Source organism: Paenibacillus sp. FSL P4-0338, from assembly GCF_038002365.1.
Lineage (GTDB): Bacteria > Bacillota > Bacilli > Paenibacillales > Paenibacillaceae > Paenibacillus_AQ.
The window spans coordinates 2,166,284-2,183,992 of record NZ_JBBOCG010000001.1 but is presented as its reverse complement, the minus strand read 5'-3'; the positions used below and the strand labels follow the sequence as shown (position 1 = coordinate 2,183,992).

Below are 17,709 nucleotides of genomic sequence, written 5' to 3'. Positions count from 1 at the left end.
AGGTGAACAGGATGGCATTGACTCAAGAACGTAAACACCAATTGATCGACGAGCACAAAACTCACGAATCCGATACTGGATCCCCTGAGGTGCAAGTTGCTATCCTTACGGAGAACATCGTTAATTTGACTGACCACTTGCGTACGCACAAGAAGGATCATCATTCCCGCCGCGGACTGCTGAAGATGGTTGGACAACGTCGTAAACTGCTGGCGTATTTGAAGAACAAAGACATCAGACGTTACAGCGCCCTGATCGAAAAACTGGGATTGCGTCGTTAATTTTCCATAAGCTCAGCCCAAAAGCAGCCTGGTTGTATACCGTATGTCCTTCTTACGAGCGACAGCGGGACAGCCGGGTTGCTTTTTGAAAATTTAGGGTAAACTTTTACAGTTGACAAGTTGATAGCATTCGCAAAAACGGCTATAGCACTTCTGCGGAGGACAAGCCGTTTTTGCTTGTAGAACATACAGGAACGTATTATTACCATTCAAGGAGGGGTTTTATGGAACAACGTGTGGAAATGCAGCTGGGCGGAAGACGCCTTGTGCTGGAAACAGGCCGTCTGGCCAAACAAGCGAACGCAGCCGTGATGGTGCGTTACGGGGATACTTCAGTATTGTGTACGGTTACAGCATCCAGTGAGCCTAAAGATCTGGATTTTTTCCCGCTTACAGTGAATTATGAGGAAAGATTATATGCAGTAGGCAAAATCCCGGGCGGATTCATCAAACGTGAAGGACGTCCGAGCGAGAAAGCAATTCTGTCCAGCCGTCTGACAGACCGTCCAATTCGTCCATTGTTCCCGGAAGGATTCCGCAATGACGTTCAAGTCTTGAACCTGGTAATGAGTGTGGATCAGGACTGTGCGCCTGATATTGCGGCCATGATCGGTACTTCCGCTGCGCTCAGTATCTCTGATGTGCCGTTCAACGGACCCATCGGCGGCGTGGCTGTCGGCCGGATTAACGGGGAATTCATCATCAATCCTGATCAAGCCCAGCAAGCAATCAGCGATATCTATGTGGTTGTGGCTGGTACGAAGGATGCCATCATGATGGTAGAAGCAGAAGCCAATGAAGTGACTGAAGAAGTAATGCTTGAAGCGATCATGTTCGGACATGACGAGGTCCGCAAGATTGTGGCAGTGATTGAACAACTCGTAGCCGTTGCCGGTAAAGAAAAGATGGCTGTGAAGCTGCATGCGGTTAATGCGGATGTGAATACAGAGGTTCGTGCTTTTGCGCAGAGCCGTCTGGTGGAAGCTGTAAGAATTGCCGAGAAGCATGCCCGTCAGGATGCTATTGATCTGGTGAACAACGAAGCGGTGGCGTATTTCGCAGAGAAATACATAGAAACTCCAGAGCTTCTTAAGGATGTTAAGGAAGCCCTGCATGATATCGTGAAGGATGAAGTTAGACGTCTGATCACACATGACAAGGTTCGTCCAGATGGACGGAAGCTGGACGAGATCCGTCCGATCGAATGTGATACAGCTCTTCTGCCGCGCACGCATGGTTCCGGTCTGTTCACACGCGGCCAGACACAGATCCTCAGCGTATGTACACTGGGCGCACTGGGCGATGTGCAGATTCTGGATGGTATTGATCCGGCTGAAACCAAGCGCTTCATGCACCACTACAACTTCCCTCCGTTCAGCGTAGGGGAAGCCCGTCCGCTAAGAGCACCGGGACGCCGCGAGATCGGGCACGGGGCACTCGGCGAACGCGCGTTGTCCAAGGTGATTCCAAGTGAGACTGAATTCCCGTACACTATCCGTTTGGTATCCGAAGCGATTGAATCCAATGGCTCCACCTCCCAGGCAAGTATCTGTGCCAGTATTCTGGCGATGATGGATGCAGGGGTACCTATCAAGGCGCCTGTAGCCGGTGTAGCGATGGGTCTGATCAAGGACGGGGAGCATGTATCCATCTTGACCGATATTCAAGGCATGGAAGATCACCTCGGCGATATGGACTTCAAGGTAGCGGGTACAGCAGAAGGCGTAACGGCGATTCAGATGGATATCAAAATCGACGGCATCGACCGCAAGATTCTGCAGGAGGCGCTTGAGCAGGCACGAGAAGGCCGGATGTTTATTCTGGGCAAAATGAATGAAGCGATCGCAGCTCCAAGAACGAGCCTGTCTAAATATGCTCCGAAGATCATTATCATCAATATCAATCCGGACAAGATCCGTGATGTAATCGGTGCCGGCGGTAAAATCATCAACAAGATCATTGAAGAAACCGGCGTGAAGATTGACATCGAACAGGATGGCCGCGTATTTATCGGTTCTTCTGATGAAGCTATGATCCAGAAGGCCCGTGGCATCATTGAGGGTATTGTAAAGGAAGTTGTGGTCGGTGAGATTTATGTGGGTACGGTTAGACGCATTGAGAAATTCGGCGCTTTTGTTGAATTGATCCCTGGCAAAGACGGCCTTGTGCATATTTCCCAGCTGTCCACAGACCGTGTGGCGAAGGTGGAAGATGTTGTGGCGATTGGCGACACGATCACCGTGAAGGTAACAGAGATCGACCAGCAGGGCCGCGTCAACTTGTCACGCAAAGCTGTACTGACTTCAGAGAGCGGAGCGAAGGCGTAAGAAGCATTACGCTGACGCTTCACCGTTATCCTTACTATAGATAAGAAGAAGAGACAGAAGCAGTACAGTTCTGGCTCTTTTTTTTGGAAAAGTATACGCTGCGTTACCGTCCTGACTGACGGTTATACCTTACCCGCTTGCAGGCGTCATAGATGCAGTATGCATAATTTGCACTCTGCATACATAGGCTGGGACAAAGCGTCCCCGCACGGCTTGACCCTGGTGCGGAGACGAAACAGACCGTTTGTGCCAGGGAGGTATAACGTCATGAAGACGGACAAGGCGGCGCTCGTGCTGGCTTGCATCGCAGTAGTAATTGGAATTGGCAGCACGAACGGACCCGTGAAAGAGATGATTGCCGGGCTTAAGCCTCAGGCGGATGCAGCCGTAATGAGCTATGCTCTGAATCAGACAGAGGATGATCTGCGCGCTCAGATTACCCGCCGGGCCGAGGCGCTGAATGCGCAGCCGGTGAATGCTGTTGTGGACCGGGTATGGAAAGCCATACCGGGGTATAACGGGCTGGAGGTCGATGTGGAGGCAACCTACCGGAGCACGCTTTTACGGGGACCCGAAGCAGGGCTTAAGCTGATGTACCGCCAGATTAAGCCTAAGGTATCACTGGATGATCTGGGAGCACAGCCGATCTACCGGGGGAATCCGGCGAAGCCGATGGTCTCGCTGATGATTAATGTGGCCTGGGGGAATGAGTATATCCTTCCGATGCTGGACATTCTGGATGCGGAGAAGGTGAAGGTCACTTTTTTTCTGGACGGAAGCTGGTTAAGCCGCAACAAGGAGCTTGCAGCAGAGATGCTGAAGCGCGGGCATGAGGTAGAGAACCATGCGTATACGCATCCTAAGATGAGTATTCTAAGCCGGACGCGTGCCACTGCAGAGATTGAGAAAACGCAGAAGCTGCTGAAGGAAAGCCTGGGTGTGACGAATAAGTGGTTTGCTCCGCCGTCAGGAGACTTTAATCAGCAGACGGTGGAAATCGCCGCCTCACTGGGACTGAAGACGGTATTATGGACGCTGGATACGGTTGATTGGCGCAATCCGTCCCCGGAATCAGTTGTTGCCAAGATCAGCAGGCGGGTAGAGCCGGGAACCCTAATTTTAATGCATCCGACGGCATCCTCCTCGCAAGCGCTGAGAGGGATGATCCGGGGGATCAGAGCCAAGGGCCTGCAGCTGGGAACCGTCAGTCAGACGCTCTCCGCTGAGCGTATCGTGACTGCGGAAGTTGAGTGAACGCCCTATTTCTGATAGGATAAGAGGCGCGAATAACAAATACAGACAGAACAAGGCTGTGCCAGGAGGATTACACATTGGACAAAATATTATTATCAAACGGACTCCGGGTGGTTACCGAGAAGATCCCGACCGGCCGATCCGTATCTTTCGGAATCTGGGTTAAGACGGGCTCCCGCAATGAGAACCCGCTAAACAACGGGATTTCCCATTTCATCGAGCATATGCTCTTTAAGGGGACAGACCGCTATAGCGCCAAGGATATTGCCGAACAGTTCGATGCCATTGGCGGGAACGTCAATGCTTTTACCTCGAAGGAATATACATGCTTTTATGCTAAGGTGCTGGATGAGCATCTGCCGATTGCTGTGGATGTGCTGGCAGATATGTTCTTCCGTTCACGGATGGATGCCGAGGAACTGGCCAAGGAGAAGAATGTCATCCTGGAGGAAATCGCCATGTGCGAGGACACACCGGATGATCTTGTCCATGAGCTGATGTGTGCTGCCGCTTACGGCGAGCACCCGCTGGCCTATACGATCCTCGGGCTGAAGGACCGCTTGCTGGAGATGACGCCGGATGATCTGCGTGCTTACATGAAGGAGCAGTACACCATCGAGAACACAGTGATCAGCGTAGCCGGTAATATTAACGACGGGCTGATCCCGCTGCTGGAGCAACATTTCGGTTCCTTCACGAATCATGGTGAAGCGCCGGAACTGACTGAGCCTGCATATCAGGGGGAGCTGGTATTCCACAAAAAGAAGACCGAGCAGAATCACATCTGCATCTCCCTGCCGGGTGTCCGCAGCGGCGGGCCGCTGCAATATCCGATGGCGCTCCTTAACAATGCGTTCGGCGGCGGCATGAGCTCCCGGCTGTTCCAGGAGATCCGTGAGAAGCGTGGTCTGGCCTATTCGGTCTTCTCGTACCACAGTGCCCAGGCTGACAGCGGCTTGTTCACGGTCTATGCCGGGACAGCGCCGAAGCAGACCAAGGAAGTAACGGAGCTGATCAAAGAGATGTTGCGTGATCTGGCTGTGAACGGTTTGAGCGAGGACGAACTGCGTAAAGGCAAGGAGCAGCTCAAGGGGAGCCTGATTCTCAGCCTGGAGAGCACGGGCAGCCGGATGAACCGGATGGGCAAAAATGAGCTGATGCTCGGCCGTCAGGATACGCTGGATGAAATGATAGCCAAAATCGGAGCTGTAACCATGGAGGATATCGATGCTCTGCTGGACTTTATGTTCGCACAGCCGTTGTCCCTGGCAATGGTTGGTTCCACAGATAAAGCGATAGCCAATGTTAGGAGAGATGATCTTGCCTCATTACGTACAAATTAACAAACTGCCAGGGAATGAGGATGTTCTGCTGCCCTGCAAAATGTCCGAGCAGGCCTCGGGGTATGACCTGTATGCCGCTGTAGGAGAGCCTGTGGTGCTTGCTCCGGGCGAGCGGACACTGATCCCCACTGGCATATCACTGGCGATGCCAGGCGGGCTGGAGGCGCAGATCCGTCCGCGCAGCGGGCTGGCCCTCAAGCATGGCATCACCTGCCTGAACACACCGGGTACCATCGATGCGGATTACCGGGGCGAAATTAAGGTGCTGCTGATCAATCTGGGACAGGAGCCGTTTGCGATTGCCCGCAACGAGCGGATCGCCCAGATGGTATTCCAGGCTGTGCCAGAAGTGACTCTGGCGGAAGTGGATGAGTTGTCCGACACGGCGCGCGGAGCCGGCGGCTTCGGGCATACTGGCAAATAAGCCCTCCTTAACTTATAGCTGTACTAATAAGCTTGCGGAAATGCACCTTCGGGTGCAGCCGCAGGCTTTTTTTAAATTTATATGTTTTGGGGTCCCCGCAAAGTACCTGAGTCATCTTCGAAGCTAAAGCCCCACTTTGTGGGGTTATTTTGTTAGCTTAGTTAAGCTATAGGTATTGCCGGGAATTAGAATTCTTCTCCGCTCTTCACCCATCGGCGGCTTCCGGCATAAGATGCTCTATAGTCGAATGTGGTTGTGGAAAGGAGCGTCATCCCTATGCTTACTGGCATCAGGATCGTGTTCCTGGGCGGGGACGCGAGACAAATTGAAGTGATTCGGAAATGTGTGGAATTGGATGCGGCCGTAAGCGTTGCCGGATTCGATACATGGGATGCCCCATGCCCGGGGGTAAGCCTGGAACTGCTGTCGACTGAGCTGCTTGGTCAAGCGGATGTGCTGGTGCTGCCGGCGGTCGGCTGCGATGAGGAGGGGTACATTAACGCGTTATATTCTTCGGAACGCCTCCAGCTGAAGGAGGAGCATATTGCGGCTCTGCCGTCCCGGGCAATCGTATACACCGGCATGGCTAAAAACTATTTGCGCGGCCTTTGTGCCGTTCATTCCCTGAAGCTGGTGGAACTGCTGAACAGGGACGATGTGGCGATCTATAACTCTATTCCGACAGCGGAGGGAGCTTTGGTGATGGCCATACAGAACACGGACTTTACCATACACGGCTCCACATCGATGGTGCTGGGAATGGGCCGGACCGGGTTCACCATGGCCAGAACGCTCCAGGGAATGGGAGCAACGGTCAAAGTAGGCGTCAGGAAGCAGGAGCACTTTGCAAGAGCGGCGGAAATGGGCTGGAAGCCTTTTATGACAGAGGATTTGCTGCTGCATGCACCAGAGGCGGATCTGATCTTCAACACCATACCCGCTATGATTATCAACGCTCAGGTCCTGTCCCGGCTTCAGCCGCACTGCGTGATCATTGATTTGGCGTCCGCACCGGGCGGATGCGACTTCCGTTATGCCGAGAAGCGCGGGATCAAGGCGATGCTGGCACCGGGCCTGCCCGGGATTGTTGCCCCCAAGAGCGCCGGAATCATTATGGCAGGTGCACTGGTACAGTCGATATCGGACGAGACTTTAATCAGGGGGGATGAATGAATGGATTGGCACGGAAAAACAGTAGGTTATGCCATTACCGGCTCACACTGCACCTTCGCTGAGGTGATGCCGCAGATTCAGCGGTTCATGGACTCAGGAGCGAATGTGGTGCCGATTGTGTCTGCTTCGGTACTGAATACGGACACCCGCTTTGGAACCTCGGAAAATTGGTTAAAACAGTTGAAAGATATAACAGGGAATGATATCATTTCTACAATTGTTGAAGCGGAGCCGCTGGGTCCTTCCAAGCTGCTGGATGTGCTGACGATTGCTCCCTGCACAGGGAACACAACAAGCAAGCTGGCGAATGCGATGACGGACAGTCCGGTGCTGATGGCAGCCAAATCACAGATGCGCAACGGGCGTCCGCTGGTGCTGGCGATCTCGACGAATGACGGACTCGGACTTAACGCGGCGAATATTGCGAAGCTACTGGTAGCCAAACATATTTATTTCGTCCCGTTCGGACAGGATAACCCGGAGGGGAAGCCGAATTCGCTGGTGGCGCAGATGGATCTCATTCCTGAGGCCTGCTACGCCGCCCTGCAGGGCAACCAGTTGCAGCCTATGCTGGTACAACGATTTCATTCTGCATAGCTTATATAATCAGCACAGGATTGGCCCGGAAGAGCGAATTTTAGCTGACGGACCCATAAGCTTCATTTCTGCCGTCCTCATCCCGGGGGCGGCACAAACAATTTTACGCTATAATAAGAGTCAGGTTATCGCGGCTACGAACACTTCTGCCTCGCGGGGTGATTTATTTCACGTAGGGTTCAGTAGTTCTGCTGAGAGAAGTAATGGAGGAATTATACATGGGTATTTTGGTGCAAAAATTCGGCGGAACCTCACTCTCCACACCAGTGGCCAGAGAACACGTAATCCGTCATGTCAAACGGGAGCTGGCCAGCGGGTTCAGCCTGGTGGTTGTAGTCTCGGCTATGGGCCGCAAGGGGGAACCCTATGCTACCGATACACTGCTTGATCTGGCGGTTCAGAGCGGGAATTCACTTCCGGACCGGGAACGGGATCTGCTGATGTGCTGCGGGGAGATCATCTCGGCGGCCAATCTGTGCGGTCTGCTAGAGCAGGAGGGCATTCGGTCGACGGTGCTGACAGGGGCGCAAGCCGGATTCCTGACCGACAACAGCTATGGCAATGCCAGAATCCTGGATGTGCGGACAGAACGCATTCTACGGGAACTGCGTGAGCATAAAGTAGTAATAGTAACCGGTTTCCAGGGCCAGACTGAAGCGGGTGATTTCACCACGCTGGGCCGCGGAGGAAGCGACACCTCAGCTACAGCCCTTGGGGCCGCGCTGCGTGCGGATATGGTAGATATCTATACGGATGTGGACGGAATTCTCACCGCTGATCCGCGGATTGTAGAAGATGCAAGGCAGCTTACTTATGTCAGCTACACCGAGATTTGTAACATGGCGTATCAGGGAGCCAAGGTCATTCATCCGCGGGCTGTGGAGATTGCCATGCAGGCCCAGATTCCGGTGCGTGTACGCTCGACCTTCTCCGAAGCGGAAGGGACGCTTGTGACCCATCCAGAGGGCTTCAGCGATGTATCCCATGGAGTCGTGGACCGGTTCGTCACTGGTGTTGCCTATGTCAGTAATATTACGCAGATCTCGGTGGAATGTCCGGAGGGTAACGGCACCGGCGTGCAACTGCAGATTTTCAAGAGTATGGCCGATAACGGAATCAGCGTGGACTTTATCAATGTGACACCGACCGAGGCCGTATATACAGTGTTCGATGACAAGTCGGAGCAGGCGATTGCCGCGCTTCAAGAGCTGGGCCTGCGTCCCAAGAGCTTGTCCGGCTGTGCCAAGGTCTCCGTCATCGGCGGAGGCATCAACGGCGTTCCGGGAATCATGGCGCATATCGTCGAGGCGCTCAGCTCGCAGAACATCCAGATTCTGCAGTCTGCCGATTCCAACACAACCATCTGGGTTCTCGTGAAAAAAGAAGATATGGTGCAGTCGGTTCGCGCCCTGCATGCCAAGTTTGAATTGCACCGCTGACAAGGAGGAATTCAAAGTGGATTTCGGAAGACTGATCACCGCAATGGTAACCCCGTTTGACGGGGAAGGAGAAATCAACTGGGAAGCAACTTCAAGGCTGGTCGATGTTCTGATCGAGGAACAAAAGTCTGCTGCGCTCGTAGTCTGCGGAACCACCGGCGAATCGCCGACCTTAACCGATAAGGAGAAGCTGAAGCTGTTCTCCTTCGTGAAGCAGCAGGCAGGCGGACGCTGTAAAATTATTGCCGGTACCGGCAGCAACAGCACCAGACATTCCATAGAGCTCACTAAGGAAGCCGAGAAAATCGGCGTGGACGGTGTGCTTCTGGTCGTCCCTTATTACAATAAACCGAATCAGGAAGGGCTCTATCAGCATTTCTCTACAATTGCTGCCGCGACTTCGCTGCCCTGCATCTTGTACAATGTGCCGGGACGAACGACAGTAAGCATGAGTGTAGCTACCACCCTGCGTCTGGCGGAGATTCCTAATATTGTGGCCACGAAGGAATGTGCTTCGGTAGACCAGATTACTTGGATTGCCTCAGCTTGTCCTGAAGACTTCCATGTCTACACCGGAGATGATTCCGCCGGCCTCGCGACGCTTGCTGTGGGGGGCCACGGTATCATCAGTGTGGCCAGCCATGTTGTGGGAGCGCAGATGTCGGAGATGATCGAGGCCTTCAACTCCGGCGATGTCCGCCGTGCAGGCGAGCTTCACCGGCAGCTGTTTCCGGTCTTCAAGGGGCTGTTCGAGTGTCCTCAGCCGCTGCCCAATCCCTCGGCAGTGAAGTATGCACTGGGGCTGCGCGGGATGGATGTCGGCTCGGTCCGTCTGCCGCTGATTTCACCGACGGAAGAAGAGGCGGCCTTCATTGCTTCCCTCCTAAGATAAGATAGAGCAGTATCTTTTTATACAACTGAACATGTAAAAAAGGAGCGATTCTCCGTTATTGGAGGACCGCTCTTTTGTATGTCTGGTCGTTCGCTTTGGCAAGGGATAGCTTAAAAAGGACTTCATGCCCGCAGAGCATATTTGGTATTTATTTCTCCTGCATTAACTCTATGTTAAAAAAGTCAGGTATTGCAGCGATTTTTGCTTGTCTTTTCCTCAAATATTGGCTGTTTGTTAAGGAAAGAATAGGACCAGGTACAGGGTGACTTGTCTTTTGCCAAAAAAATCATGTATAATGAACTTAAGTGACTTGGTGCGGTTAATTGAATATGCGGTAATCTTCCGGCAATGCGGATTTATTGCATTGTAAGACAGGATAGGTCCTTGAATAAGTCTGTGCTAAATATGCCGGATTTACGCGCGAGGGGCGCGGTGGTGGAATTTTGAGGGCATTTGCCCGCTTCAAGAGGATATTACTGCCCGGATTCGGGAGTTTAGACTTGCGCAAGTATACAGACTTACCGGGAATTCCTTGTCGAAATAAGGAGTTAACAGCAATTTGATGTATATTACAGCGCCGCTGAAATATTGAAGCTCATTGTTAACAAATAAAAAGTATGACGTCCAACATCATAGGAGGGTTAGATTCATTTGTCCAAAAAAAACAATAACAACAACGACAAACTGACGATATTCGCACTTGGCGGAGTCGGTGAAATTGGCAAGAACATGTACGTAGTTCAGTACGGTAACGACATTGTAGTCGTAGACGCCGGTCTGAAGTTCCCTGAAGAAGATATGCTGGGTATTGATATCGTAATACCGGATATCTCCTACCTCACTGAGAACCGTGACAAGGTAAGAGGAATTGTACTTACCCACGGACATGAGGATCACATTGGCGGATTGTCTTATGTGCTTAAGAACCTGAATGTTCCTGTATACGGAACAAGACTGACCCTGGGCCTTGTAGAGAACAAGCTCAAGGAAGCGAACCTGCTGGGTGAAACTAAGCGGATTCTGATTAACGAGGATTCCGAGGTTGAACTGGGCACATCGCTTAAGGTAACCTTCTTCAGAACGAATCACAGTATTCCGGATTCTGTCGGGGTATGCATTGAGACACCAGAGGGCAACGTTGTCCACACCGGTGACTTCAAGTTCGACCACACGCCAGTCAACGGTCAATTTGCCAATCTGCACCGCATGGCTGAGATCGGATCGAAGGGCGTTCTGGCCTTGCTGTCAGACAGCACCAATGCCGAGAAGCCGGGCTTCACACCTTCGGAGAAGAATGTCGGCATCGTGCTGGAGGATATTTTCCGCAAAGCTGAACAGCGTGTGGTGGTAGCAACCTTTGCTTCCAACGTGCATCGTATTCAACAGGTAGTGAACGCTTCTGAAGCAACCGGACGCAAAATTACCGTTATTGGACGAAGCATGGTTAACGTAGTATCCATTGCTTCCGAGCTTGGATATCTGCATATCCCTGACGGCATGCTCATTGAGCCTGAAGAGATGAACAGAATGGCAGGCAACCGTGTTGTAGTACTGTGTACAGGCAGCCAAGGCGAGCCGATGTCGGCGCTGACACGCATGGCGCGTTCCAGCCACCGCAAGGTAGATATTATGCCGGGCGACACCGTTATTATTGCGGCTACACCGGTACCGGGTAATGAGAAATATGTAGGCCGTACCATTGATGAATTGTTCCGTCTGGGTGCCAACGTTATATACAGCGGCTCCAACTCCGGCGTTCACGTATCCGGTCACGGCAGCCAGGAAGAGCTGAAGCTGATGCTCAACCTGATGAAGCCGAAATACTTCATGCCTATCCACGGTGAATACCGGATGCAGCGCAAGCATGCACTTCTGGCGGAGTCTGTTGGCGTAGAGCCAAGCAATATCTTCATCACCGAGCTGGGTGAAGTGATTGAGATCTCCGGTGGAGCTGCCCGCAGAGCGGGTAAGGTAACTGCCGGTAACGTACTGATCGACGGGCTGGGTGTCGGCGATGTAGGTAACATTGTGCTGCGTGACCGTAAGCTGTTGTCGCAGGATGGTATTCTGGTGGTTGTGGTTACCCTCAGCAAGCAGAACGGAGCGATTGTCTCCGGTCCTGACATCATCTCACGCGGATTCGTATATGTGCGGGAATCGGAAGGTCTCCTGGACGAAGCGAACCGCATTGTCTCGGGAACGCTGCAGCGTCTGATGAGTGAGAAGGTCAATGAATGGGCTTCCCTGAAGACTAGTGTCAAAGACTCTCTCGGCCGTTTCCTCTATGAGCAGACCCGCCGCAGACCGATGATCCTGCCGATTATTATGGAAGTATAAGAGAAGCATTTCTTAACAATATAGCTTTTTGGCAATAGCCTCTTTTCCCGGAAATATTGGACGGTTTCTGGGGAAAGGGGCTTTTTTATGTTTTTTTCGCTGCACAAAACAACATTTGGGCAACCTGACCGTTATACAGGCAAGGAGGTGCAGCATGGAGCCAAGAGACATGGAGAAGGTGCTCCAACCCAAACTGGCGGAGATCCGCCGCTACTTGATCCGCCTCGGCGCCGGAGCCTCAGATGCAGAAGATATTGTGCAGGACACGGTGTACAAGGCGCTGCTGTATCTGGATGCGATCGATGAGCGCAAATTCAGCGCATGGTTGTACAAGGTCGCAATTAACCGGTATTTTGACCATTGCCGCAGTCAGAAGAGATATCAGTATAGTGGCGAGGAAGTGGAGGAACATCCGGCCCATGAGCAGGAGTTGCCGGAAGTGGTGCTGCTGCGCAGGGAACGGAAGGAAGAGATTGAAGGAGTGTTGGCGCGGCTCCATCCGGTGAATAAGCAGCTGGTTCTGCTGAAATATGAAATGGAGTTATCCTACAAGGAGATCTCCGCCATGCTCGGCATTTCTGAAGGAAGAGTGAAAGCTACTCTTTATCGGGCCAGACAGCAATTTCAACAATTATACGGAGGTGAGGGCGAATGACAGCCCCATGGGAAGAAGCAGAAGACCAGAATATTATCCAGACCCTGAAAAAAACCAAACGGAAGAGCATGATTCGCAGTATCCTGATTTCAGTTGTGGTCAGTGTGCTTATGCTGATTGTCGTATTCTACGGTGCAGCGCAACTGGTAGGCCGCCTGTCCTCCAATGCCCTGTACAGTGAGCAGCAGTATATGAGGATCAGCAGCCCTAATGAATTTAATTCAGGCACTAGGGACAATAGAGGTTTTCTATCAGGAGTCCTTGAACTTCAAACCTATAAAATCGTCGATGATGTGCCCGTTCCCTGGAAGAATAGATGGCTCAATTACAACGCCTGGTGGTTCCCTTTCACAACAGGTGCCTATGGAGGCTCTAATAATCTAACCGTACAGGATGCCAAGATGAAGCAGGAAGGTTATGAGTATTACCGGGCGTATAATTCCTATAACGGGCAGAGGGAGCTTGCATTCTATATTCCAGGCGTCGATTACGGCGGTAGCATTCTAAATGATCTTCCCGAGCTGGACAAGATGAACGCAGACAAACGGGTGGAACTGGCCGTATCCTTTGACAAGGATTATTCGTTTGAAGAGGTGAAAAGCCTGCTACCCGCAGGCGCAAAGCCAGTCTGGTACTGGGTCGATACGTATGATGACCGCGAGGGGTTCAACTTCAAGCCGTATCCAAATGAGAATGATCCCGCTAAAATGAACTATCCGGCCCCGATGAGTGCGAATTACGGAGTCTACGGATTTGGTGTTCAGCCGGATTGGGATCAGGCGAAGCCTGATGATTTCATTGGCTCAGTGGAGGTCGGTGTTAGCAAGAAAGACATTCATTATAGTGAATATCAGCGGATCTACAATTATTTGAAAAAGGATAAGGCGGCGCCGGAAGCCGGTGATGTCCGGATATTGGGCGTAGTTGTGACCGGCAAGGCTGACAGCTTGAAAAGTCTGAAAGGCCAGGCTTATGTGCATGGAGCAGTACTGGGAGCCGTGGTGGACAAATATTAACCGGCAATGACGGCGGACGTTCTGAGGAGCGCCCGCCGTCTCTATGTGATAGTTCAAGGTTATGGTGTATAAGGAAGTCCTCCGGAATGTCATACTAACAGAAATCAGAATCCTGAAGCACACGGGTGTTGCAGGCAGAAGGGGAGCGCTGTGTACGATGGAAATTACAGAAGCAAGCAAGGCGGGCGGAGGGCGTAACGAAGAAATCCTGCCAGGGGAGATAAAGCCCGCAGTGAATGAGCCGATTCCTCCTGGAATACCGGGACCTGTGGGGGTGCTTAAGGAATTGGGGCAGACAGCGGTTCCGACAGGAGAGCCGGATATTTTTTGTATGACGATTATTGGACAGATTGAAGGGCATTTCGTCTTGCCGCCGCATAACAAGACCACGAAATACGAGCATATTATTCCCCAGCTTGTTGCCGCCGAGCAGAATAAGACCATCAAGGGGCTGCTGATTATTCTTAATACGGTTGGTGGGGATGTAGAGGCTGGGCTGGCTATAGCGGAGATGATCGCTTCCTTGTCGAAGCCTACGGTCACAGTTGTTATCGGCGGCGGTCACAGCATCGGCGTGCCTATAGCGGTATCCTCCACGTATTCTATTATTGCTGAAAGTGCAACCATGACGATCCATCCGATCCGGATGAACGGCCTGGTGATCGGCGTGCCGCAGACCTTCGAGTACATGGAGCGGATGCAGGAGCGGATGGTGAAATTCGTGACCTCTCATTCCCGCATCACGGAATCACAGTTCAAGGATCTGATGTTCAAGACCGGAGAGCTTAACCGGGACATCGGTACCGCAGTAGGTGGTCAGGATGCCGTCAGATTCGGCTTGATGGATGAAGTGGGCGGAATCGGCGCCGCGTTGGCCCACCTGAACCGGATGATTGCCGCTGTGCCAGCTATGACGAACGATACGCTTCCGCAAGGGGGGCTGACCCAATGACTTTTTATACCATTCTGCCAATGGAGCAGGTGTTCGAGGGGGCGCTCAGTTATGCCACTCCCGTGCAGGAGATGACTATTCAGGGCATGCTGATGCAGGTTGAACTGCTGGATGGAGGCCAGGCGAAGGTGGTCCGGCTGCTGCAGTGTCCGCTGGATAAATATCTGGATGTGGCCTTCTCCCCGGGTGCTATCGTTCAACTGGACCGCTAAGTGCGAACAAACAGCCTAAAGATGCATATTCTGACAAAAGAGAACATAGGTACGCCACGCCATTATATGGTATAATGTTGACTCGGGGGTGGCTGGCGTGGCTAAACGGAGAAGAAAGAAGAAGAAAGCACTGCTGGGCAGTGTTTTAAAATATGAAATCTACGGAATTCTGCTGATTACGATTTCCGTCATTGCTTTGTCAGGGGAAGCGGCTGTCGGCCGTACGCTCTCAAGCATGGCGGGCTATTTGCTTGGCAGATTCTATTTTGTGCTGCCGCTGGCGGGTATTTTCTACGGCCTGATGGTAATGATTCACAGGAAATGGCCGTCCACCTGGAACAGCCGCTATACCGGCGGCCTGCTCCTGCTGTTGTCCATGTGCCTGATGAGTACCATATCGGCTATGCAGCAGAAGCTGGGTCCAATTGGGATGCTGCATCCGGGCAATGTACTGTCTCAAATACATAATGATTTATCCGGCGCCCTCTCACCGGGCGCCGGCGACAGCAGCGTATACATGCTGGGCAAGGATATCAGCGGGGGGTACATCGGCGCGCTTGAATACGCTGCGCTCCTATGGCTGTTCGGCAATCTGGGCGCTAAGCTGCTGATGATTGTATTGCTGGCCATCAGCTTCATGCTGATTACTAATCTCTCCTATGTAGAGCTGTTTACCTTACTCCGGGTAAGGGCCGTCAAGCTGATTGAAGGAATTAAGCTCCGGGCGGCTAACCGCCCTGCTGCTGTTCCGGTGGTGAACAGCAGACCGGCTAGAGCCAGCAGAGTTACAACGCCTGAACCTGCGGATGATGACGATTACTTCGAAGAGGATGACGGATCGGATCAGCAGCTGCCAAGACGCGGACAGTCGAAGCTGCTGGGTAGAATTACCGGATGGTTCAGCGGGTCTGCCCGCCAGAATCAGCCGGAAGTCATGGATGATCTGGAGGTAGAGCTGCCCGATATTATCATTACTGATCCGCGTACGGGTCCGGTCATCTCCGGAATGACAGCAGCGGGAGGTGCTCCTCTGGAGGAGTATGGCGAGGAGGACTTCCCGTATGAGGAGCTTGAGCCTGTTACGCCGATCATCCGGGACTTCTTCGAGCATATCCGCTCTGAAGGGCTGAATGCCGAGGACCGGGAGGAATGGAGCGAGTTCTCACCAGCGGCGCGTGGTGGTGCCGCCACTGGTACAGGCGCTGGTAACCTGACGAGAGCGGGAGCAGAACCTGCTCCGTCAGGGGGATCCGAGGAGGATATCCTGCCTGTGGAGCTGGACGGGCTGTTGGGAACGTCAGAGGAGGGGGCATCGGCTCCGGTTATACCGCCTCCACCTCCGCCCAAGCCGTACAAGCTGCCGTCGTTCCGTTTGCTGGCTAAGCCCAATAACGGGGCGAAGGCGGGCGATCAGAATGATTATATGCAGACGGCACGCAAGCTGGAGGCTACACTGGAGAGCTTCGGTGTAAGGGCGAAGGTGCTGGAAGTGGTTCGTGGACCAGCGGTGACCCGGTATGAGATTCAGCCGGATATCGGCGTGAAGGTCAGCCGGATTGTCAATCTCACCGATGACATCGCGCTGGCACTGGCTGCCAAGGATATCCGTATGGAAGCGCCGATTCCCGGCAAATCAGCCATCGGCATTGAAGTGCCGAATTCAGAAGTCTCGGTCGTCACCATGCGGGAAGTAATGGAGACACAGATTTTCCAGGAGGCGGATTCGCGGCTATCCATTGCTTTCGGACGGGATATCTCCGGCCAGACGATTATCGGCAATCTCGCCAAGATGCCCCATCTGCTGGTAGCAGGAGCAACCGGCTCCGGTAAATCGGTCTGCATTAATGGTATTATTACCAGCATTCTATATAAGGCTAAGCCGAATGAAGTGAAATTCCTTATGGTTGACCCTAAGATGGTTGAGCTGAATGTATATAACGGCATTCCGCATTTGCTCGCCCCTGTAGTTACAGACCCTAAGCGTGCCAGTCTGGCGTTGAAGAAGATTGTGGTGGAGATGGAGAAGCGGTATGAACTGTTCTCCAAATCCGGCACACGCAATATGGAAGGCTATAACAACTTGATGAAGGATAATCCGGCAGCAGTACTGCCGTATATCGTTGTCATCGTGGACGAGCTTGCCGATCTGATGATGGTTGCCGCCAATGATGTAGAGGATGCCATCTGCCGGCTTGCCCAGATGGCGCGGGCGGCGGGGATTCATCTGATTATCGCCACACAGCGTCCTTCGGTGGATGTTATTACCGGCCTGATTAAGGCGAATATTCCTTCGCGTATTGCCTTCGGAGTCTCCTCGAATGTGGACTCCCGGACCATTCTGGATATGCCGGGTGCCGAGAAGCTGCTCGGACGCGGCGATATGCTGTTCCTGCCGATGGGGGCTTCCAAGCCGATCCGTGTTCAGGGTGCTTTTATGAGCGATCAGGAAGTGGAGACGATTGTGCAGTATGTCAGCAGCCAGGGGGAAGCGAATTATGATGAATCGCTTGTGCCTGAGGTAGACGACACCTTGAGCGAGGATCAGGAGCCGCAGGATGAATTGTATGAACAGGCTGTCCAGATTGTTCTGGAAGCCAAGCAGGCCTCTGTATCGCTGCTTCAGCGGCGTATGCGCGTCGGTTACACCCGTGCCGCACGCTTGATCGACTCAATGGAGGCCAGAGGCGTAATCGGCCCTTACGAGGGCAGCAAGCCGCGTGAGGTGCTGATGTCGCTGGAGCAGTATCAGCATGGTAGACTGACTTCATAAATGCAAAAAGCTGTCCCGCAAGCCATTTGGTCATACC

At 52.7% G+C, this 17,709-nt stretch carries 15 protein-coding genes; all 15 read left to right on the top strand.

What is annotated here, in order from left to right; genetic code table 11:
- The first annotated feature begins 11 nt into the window (after nucleotides 1-11).
- The gene (gene rpsO, locus MKZ07_RS09545; protein WP_019910460.1) at nucleotides 12-281 is read left to right on the top strand and encodes a 30S ribosomal protein S15; all 270 of its coding nucleotides are present in this window, start codon (nucleotides 12-14) and stop codon (nucleotides 279-281) included.
- A gap of 224 nt (nucleotides 282-505) precedes the next feature.
- Nucleotides 506-2,608 (top strand): polyribonucleotide nucleotidyltransferase, encoded by a 2,103-nt coding sequence (gene pnp / locus MKZ07_RS09540; protein WP_341025627.1) that lies wholly within the window; start codon nucleotides 506-508, stop codon nucleotides 2,606-2,608.
- A gap of 267 nt (nucleotides 2,609-2,875) precedes the next feature.
- On the top strand, nucleotides 2,876-3,862 hold the full coding sequence (locus MKZ07_RS09535) for a polysaccharide deacetylase family protein (protein ID WP_341025626.1): 987 nt from the start codon (nucleotides 2,876-2,878) through the stop codon (nucleotides 3,860-3,862).
- A 77-nt stretch (nucleotides 3,863-3,939) separates the two neighbouring features.
- Nucleotides 3,940-5,205: a M16 family metallopeptidase gene (locus tag MKZ07_RS09530; RefSeq protein ID WP_076158328.1), complete on the top strand. Its 1,266-nt coding sequence runs from the start codon at nucleotides 3,940-3,942 to the stop codon at nucleotides 5,203-5,205.
- Entirely contained in the window at nucleotides 5,177-5,629 is a 453-nt protein-coding gene (gene dut / locus MKZ07_RS09525) for a dUTP diphosphatase (protein ID WP_036692634.1), read from the top strand. The genes MKZ07_RS09530 and dut overlap by 29 nt, the downstream gene beginning before the upstream one ends.
- Nucleotides 5,630-5,905: 276 nt before the next feature.
- The gene (gene dpsA / locus MKZ07_RS09520) at nucleotides 5,906-6,802 is read left to right on the top strand and encodes a dipicolinate synthase subunit DpsA (protein WP_076158330.1); all 897 of its coding nucleotides are present in this window, start codon (nucleotides 5,906-5,908) and stop codon (nucleotides 6,800-6,802) included.
- A complete protein-coding gene (locus tag MKZ07_RS09515) occupies nucleotides 6,803-7,399 on the top strand; it encodes a dipicolinate synthase subunit B (RefSeq protein WP_036692637.1) in 597 nt (198 codons plus the stop codon). It abuts the gene before it with no gap.
- A gap of 218 nt (nucleotides 7,400-7,617) precedes the next feature.
- Nucleotides 7,618-8,838, top strand: a complete 1,221-nt coding sequence (gene dapG / locus MKZ07_RS09510; protein ID WP_036692638.1) for an aspartate kinase — start codon at nucleotides 7,618-7,620, stop codon at nucleotides 8,836-8,838.
- Nucleotides 8,839-8,854: 16 nt separating this feature from the next.
- The gene (gene dapA, locus MKZ07_RS09505; protein ID WP_341025623.1) at nucleotides 8,855-9,730 is read left to right on the top strand and encodes a 4-hydroxy-tetrahydrodipicolinate synthase; all 876 of its coding nucleotides are present in this window, start codon (nucleotides 8,855-8,857) and stop codon (nucleotides 9,728-9,730) included.
- 651 nt (nucleotides 9,731-10,381) lie between these two features.
- The gene (locus MKZ07_RS09500) at nucleotides 10,382-12,067 is read left to right on the top strand and encodes a ribonuclease J (RefSeq protein WP_036692641.1); all 1,686 of its coding nucleotides are present in this window, start codon (nucleotides 10,382-10,384) and stop codon (nucleotides 12,065-12,067) included.
- A gap of 154 nt (nucleotides 12,068-12,221) precedes the next feature.
- The gene (locus MKZ07_RS09495; RefSeq protein WP_341025622.1) at nucleotides 12,222-12,722 is read left to right on the top strand and encodes an RNA polymerase sigma factor; all 501 of its coding nucleotides are present in this window, start codon (nucleotides 12,222-12,224) and stop codon (nucleotides 12,720-12,722) included.
- Entirely contained in the window at nucleotides 12,719-13,738 is a 1,020-nt protein-coding gene (locus MKZ07_RS09490) for an anti-sigma factor (RefSeq protein ID WP_036692655.1), read from the top strand. Before MKZ07_RS09495 ends, MKZ07_RS09490 begins: the two co-directional genes overlap by 4 nt.
- Nucleotides 13,739-13,895: 157 nt before the next feature.
- Nucleotides 13,896-14,690, top strand: a complete 795-nt coding sequence (locus MKZ07_RS09485) for a ClpP family protease (protein ID WP_341025621.1) — start codon at nucleotides 13,896-13,898, stop codon at nucleotides 14,688-14,690.
- The gene (locus MKZ07_RS09480) at nucleotides 14,687-14,902 is read left to right on the top strand and encodes a YlzJ-like family protein (protein WP_341025620.1); all 216 of its coding nucleotides are present in this window, start codon (nucleotides 14,687-14,689) and stop codon (nucleotides 14,900-14,902) included. Before MKZ07_RS09485 ends, MKZ07_RS09480 begins: the two co-directional genes overlap by 4 nt.
- A gap of 97 nt (nucleotides 14,903-14,999) precedes the next feature.
- The gene (locus MKZ07_RS09475; protein ID WP_341025619.1) at nucleotides 15,000-17,672 is read left to right on the top strand and encodes an FtsK/SpoIIIE family DNA translocase; all 2,673 of its coding nucleotides are present in this window, start codon (nucleotides 15,000-15,002) and stop codon (nucleotides 17,670-17,672) included.
- Nucleotides 17,673-17,709 lie beyond the last annotated feature (37 nt).

What these genes read in the sequence shown, in the direction of transcription:
- rpsO (WP_019910460.1), top strand. Translation starts at nt 12, where the DNA reads ATGGCATTGACTCAAGAACGTAAACACCAATTGATCGACGAGCACAAA.
- pnp (WP_341025627.1), top strand. Translation starts at nt 506, where the DNA reads ATGGAACAACGTGTGGAAATGCAGCTGGGCGGAAGACGCCTTGTGCTG.
- MKZ07_RS09535 (WP_341025626.1), top strand. Translation starts at nt 2,876, where the DNA reads ATGAAGACGGACAAGGCGGCGCTCGTGCTGGCTTGCATCGCAGTAGTA.
- dut (WP_036692634.1), top strand. Translation starts at nt 5,177, where the DNA reads ATGATCTTGCCTCATTACGTACAAATTAACAAACTGCCAGGGAATGAG.
- dpsA (WP_076158330.1), top strand. Translation starts at nt 5,906, where the DNA reads ATGCTTACTGGCATCAGGATCGTGTTCCTGGGCGGGGACGCGAGACAA.
- MKZ07_RS09515 (WP_036692637.1), top strand. Translation starts at nt 6,803, where the DNA reads ATGGATTGGCACGGAAAAACAGTAGGTTATGCCATTACCGGCTCACAC.
- dapG (WP_036692638.1), top strand. Translation starts at nt 7,618, where the DNA reads ATGGGTATTTTGGTGCAAAAATTCGGCGGAACCTCACTCTCCACACCA.
- MKZ07_RS09495 (WP_341025622.1), top strand. Translation starts at nt 12,222, where the DNA reads ATGGAGCCAAGAGACATGGAGAAGGTGCTCCAACCCAAACTGGCGGAG.
- MKZ07_RS09490 (WP_036692655.1), top strand. Translation starts at nt 12,719, where the DNA reads ATGACAGCCCCATGGGAAGAAGCAGAAGACCAGAATATTATCCAGACC.
- MKZ07_RS09485 (WP_341025621.1), top strand. Translation starts at nt 13,896, where the DNA reads ATGGAAATTACAGAAGCAAGCAAGGCGGGCGGAGGGCGTAACGAAGAA.
- MKZ07_RS09480 (WP_341025620.1), top strand. Translation starts at nt 14,687, where the DNA reads ATGACTTTTTATACCATTCTGCCAATGGAGCAGGTGTTCGAGGGGGCG.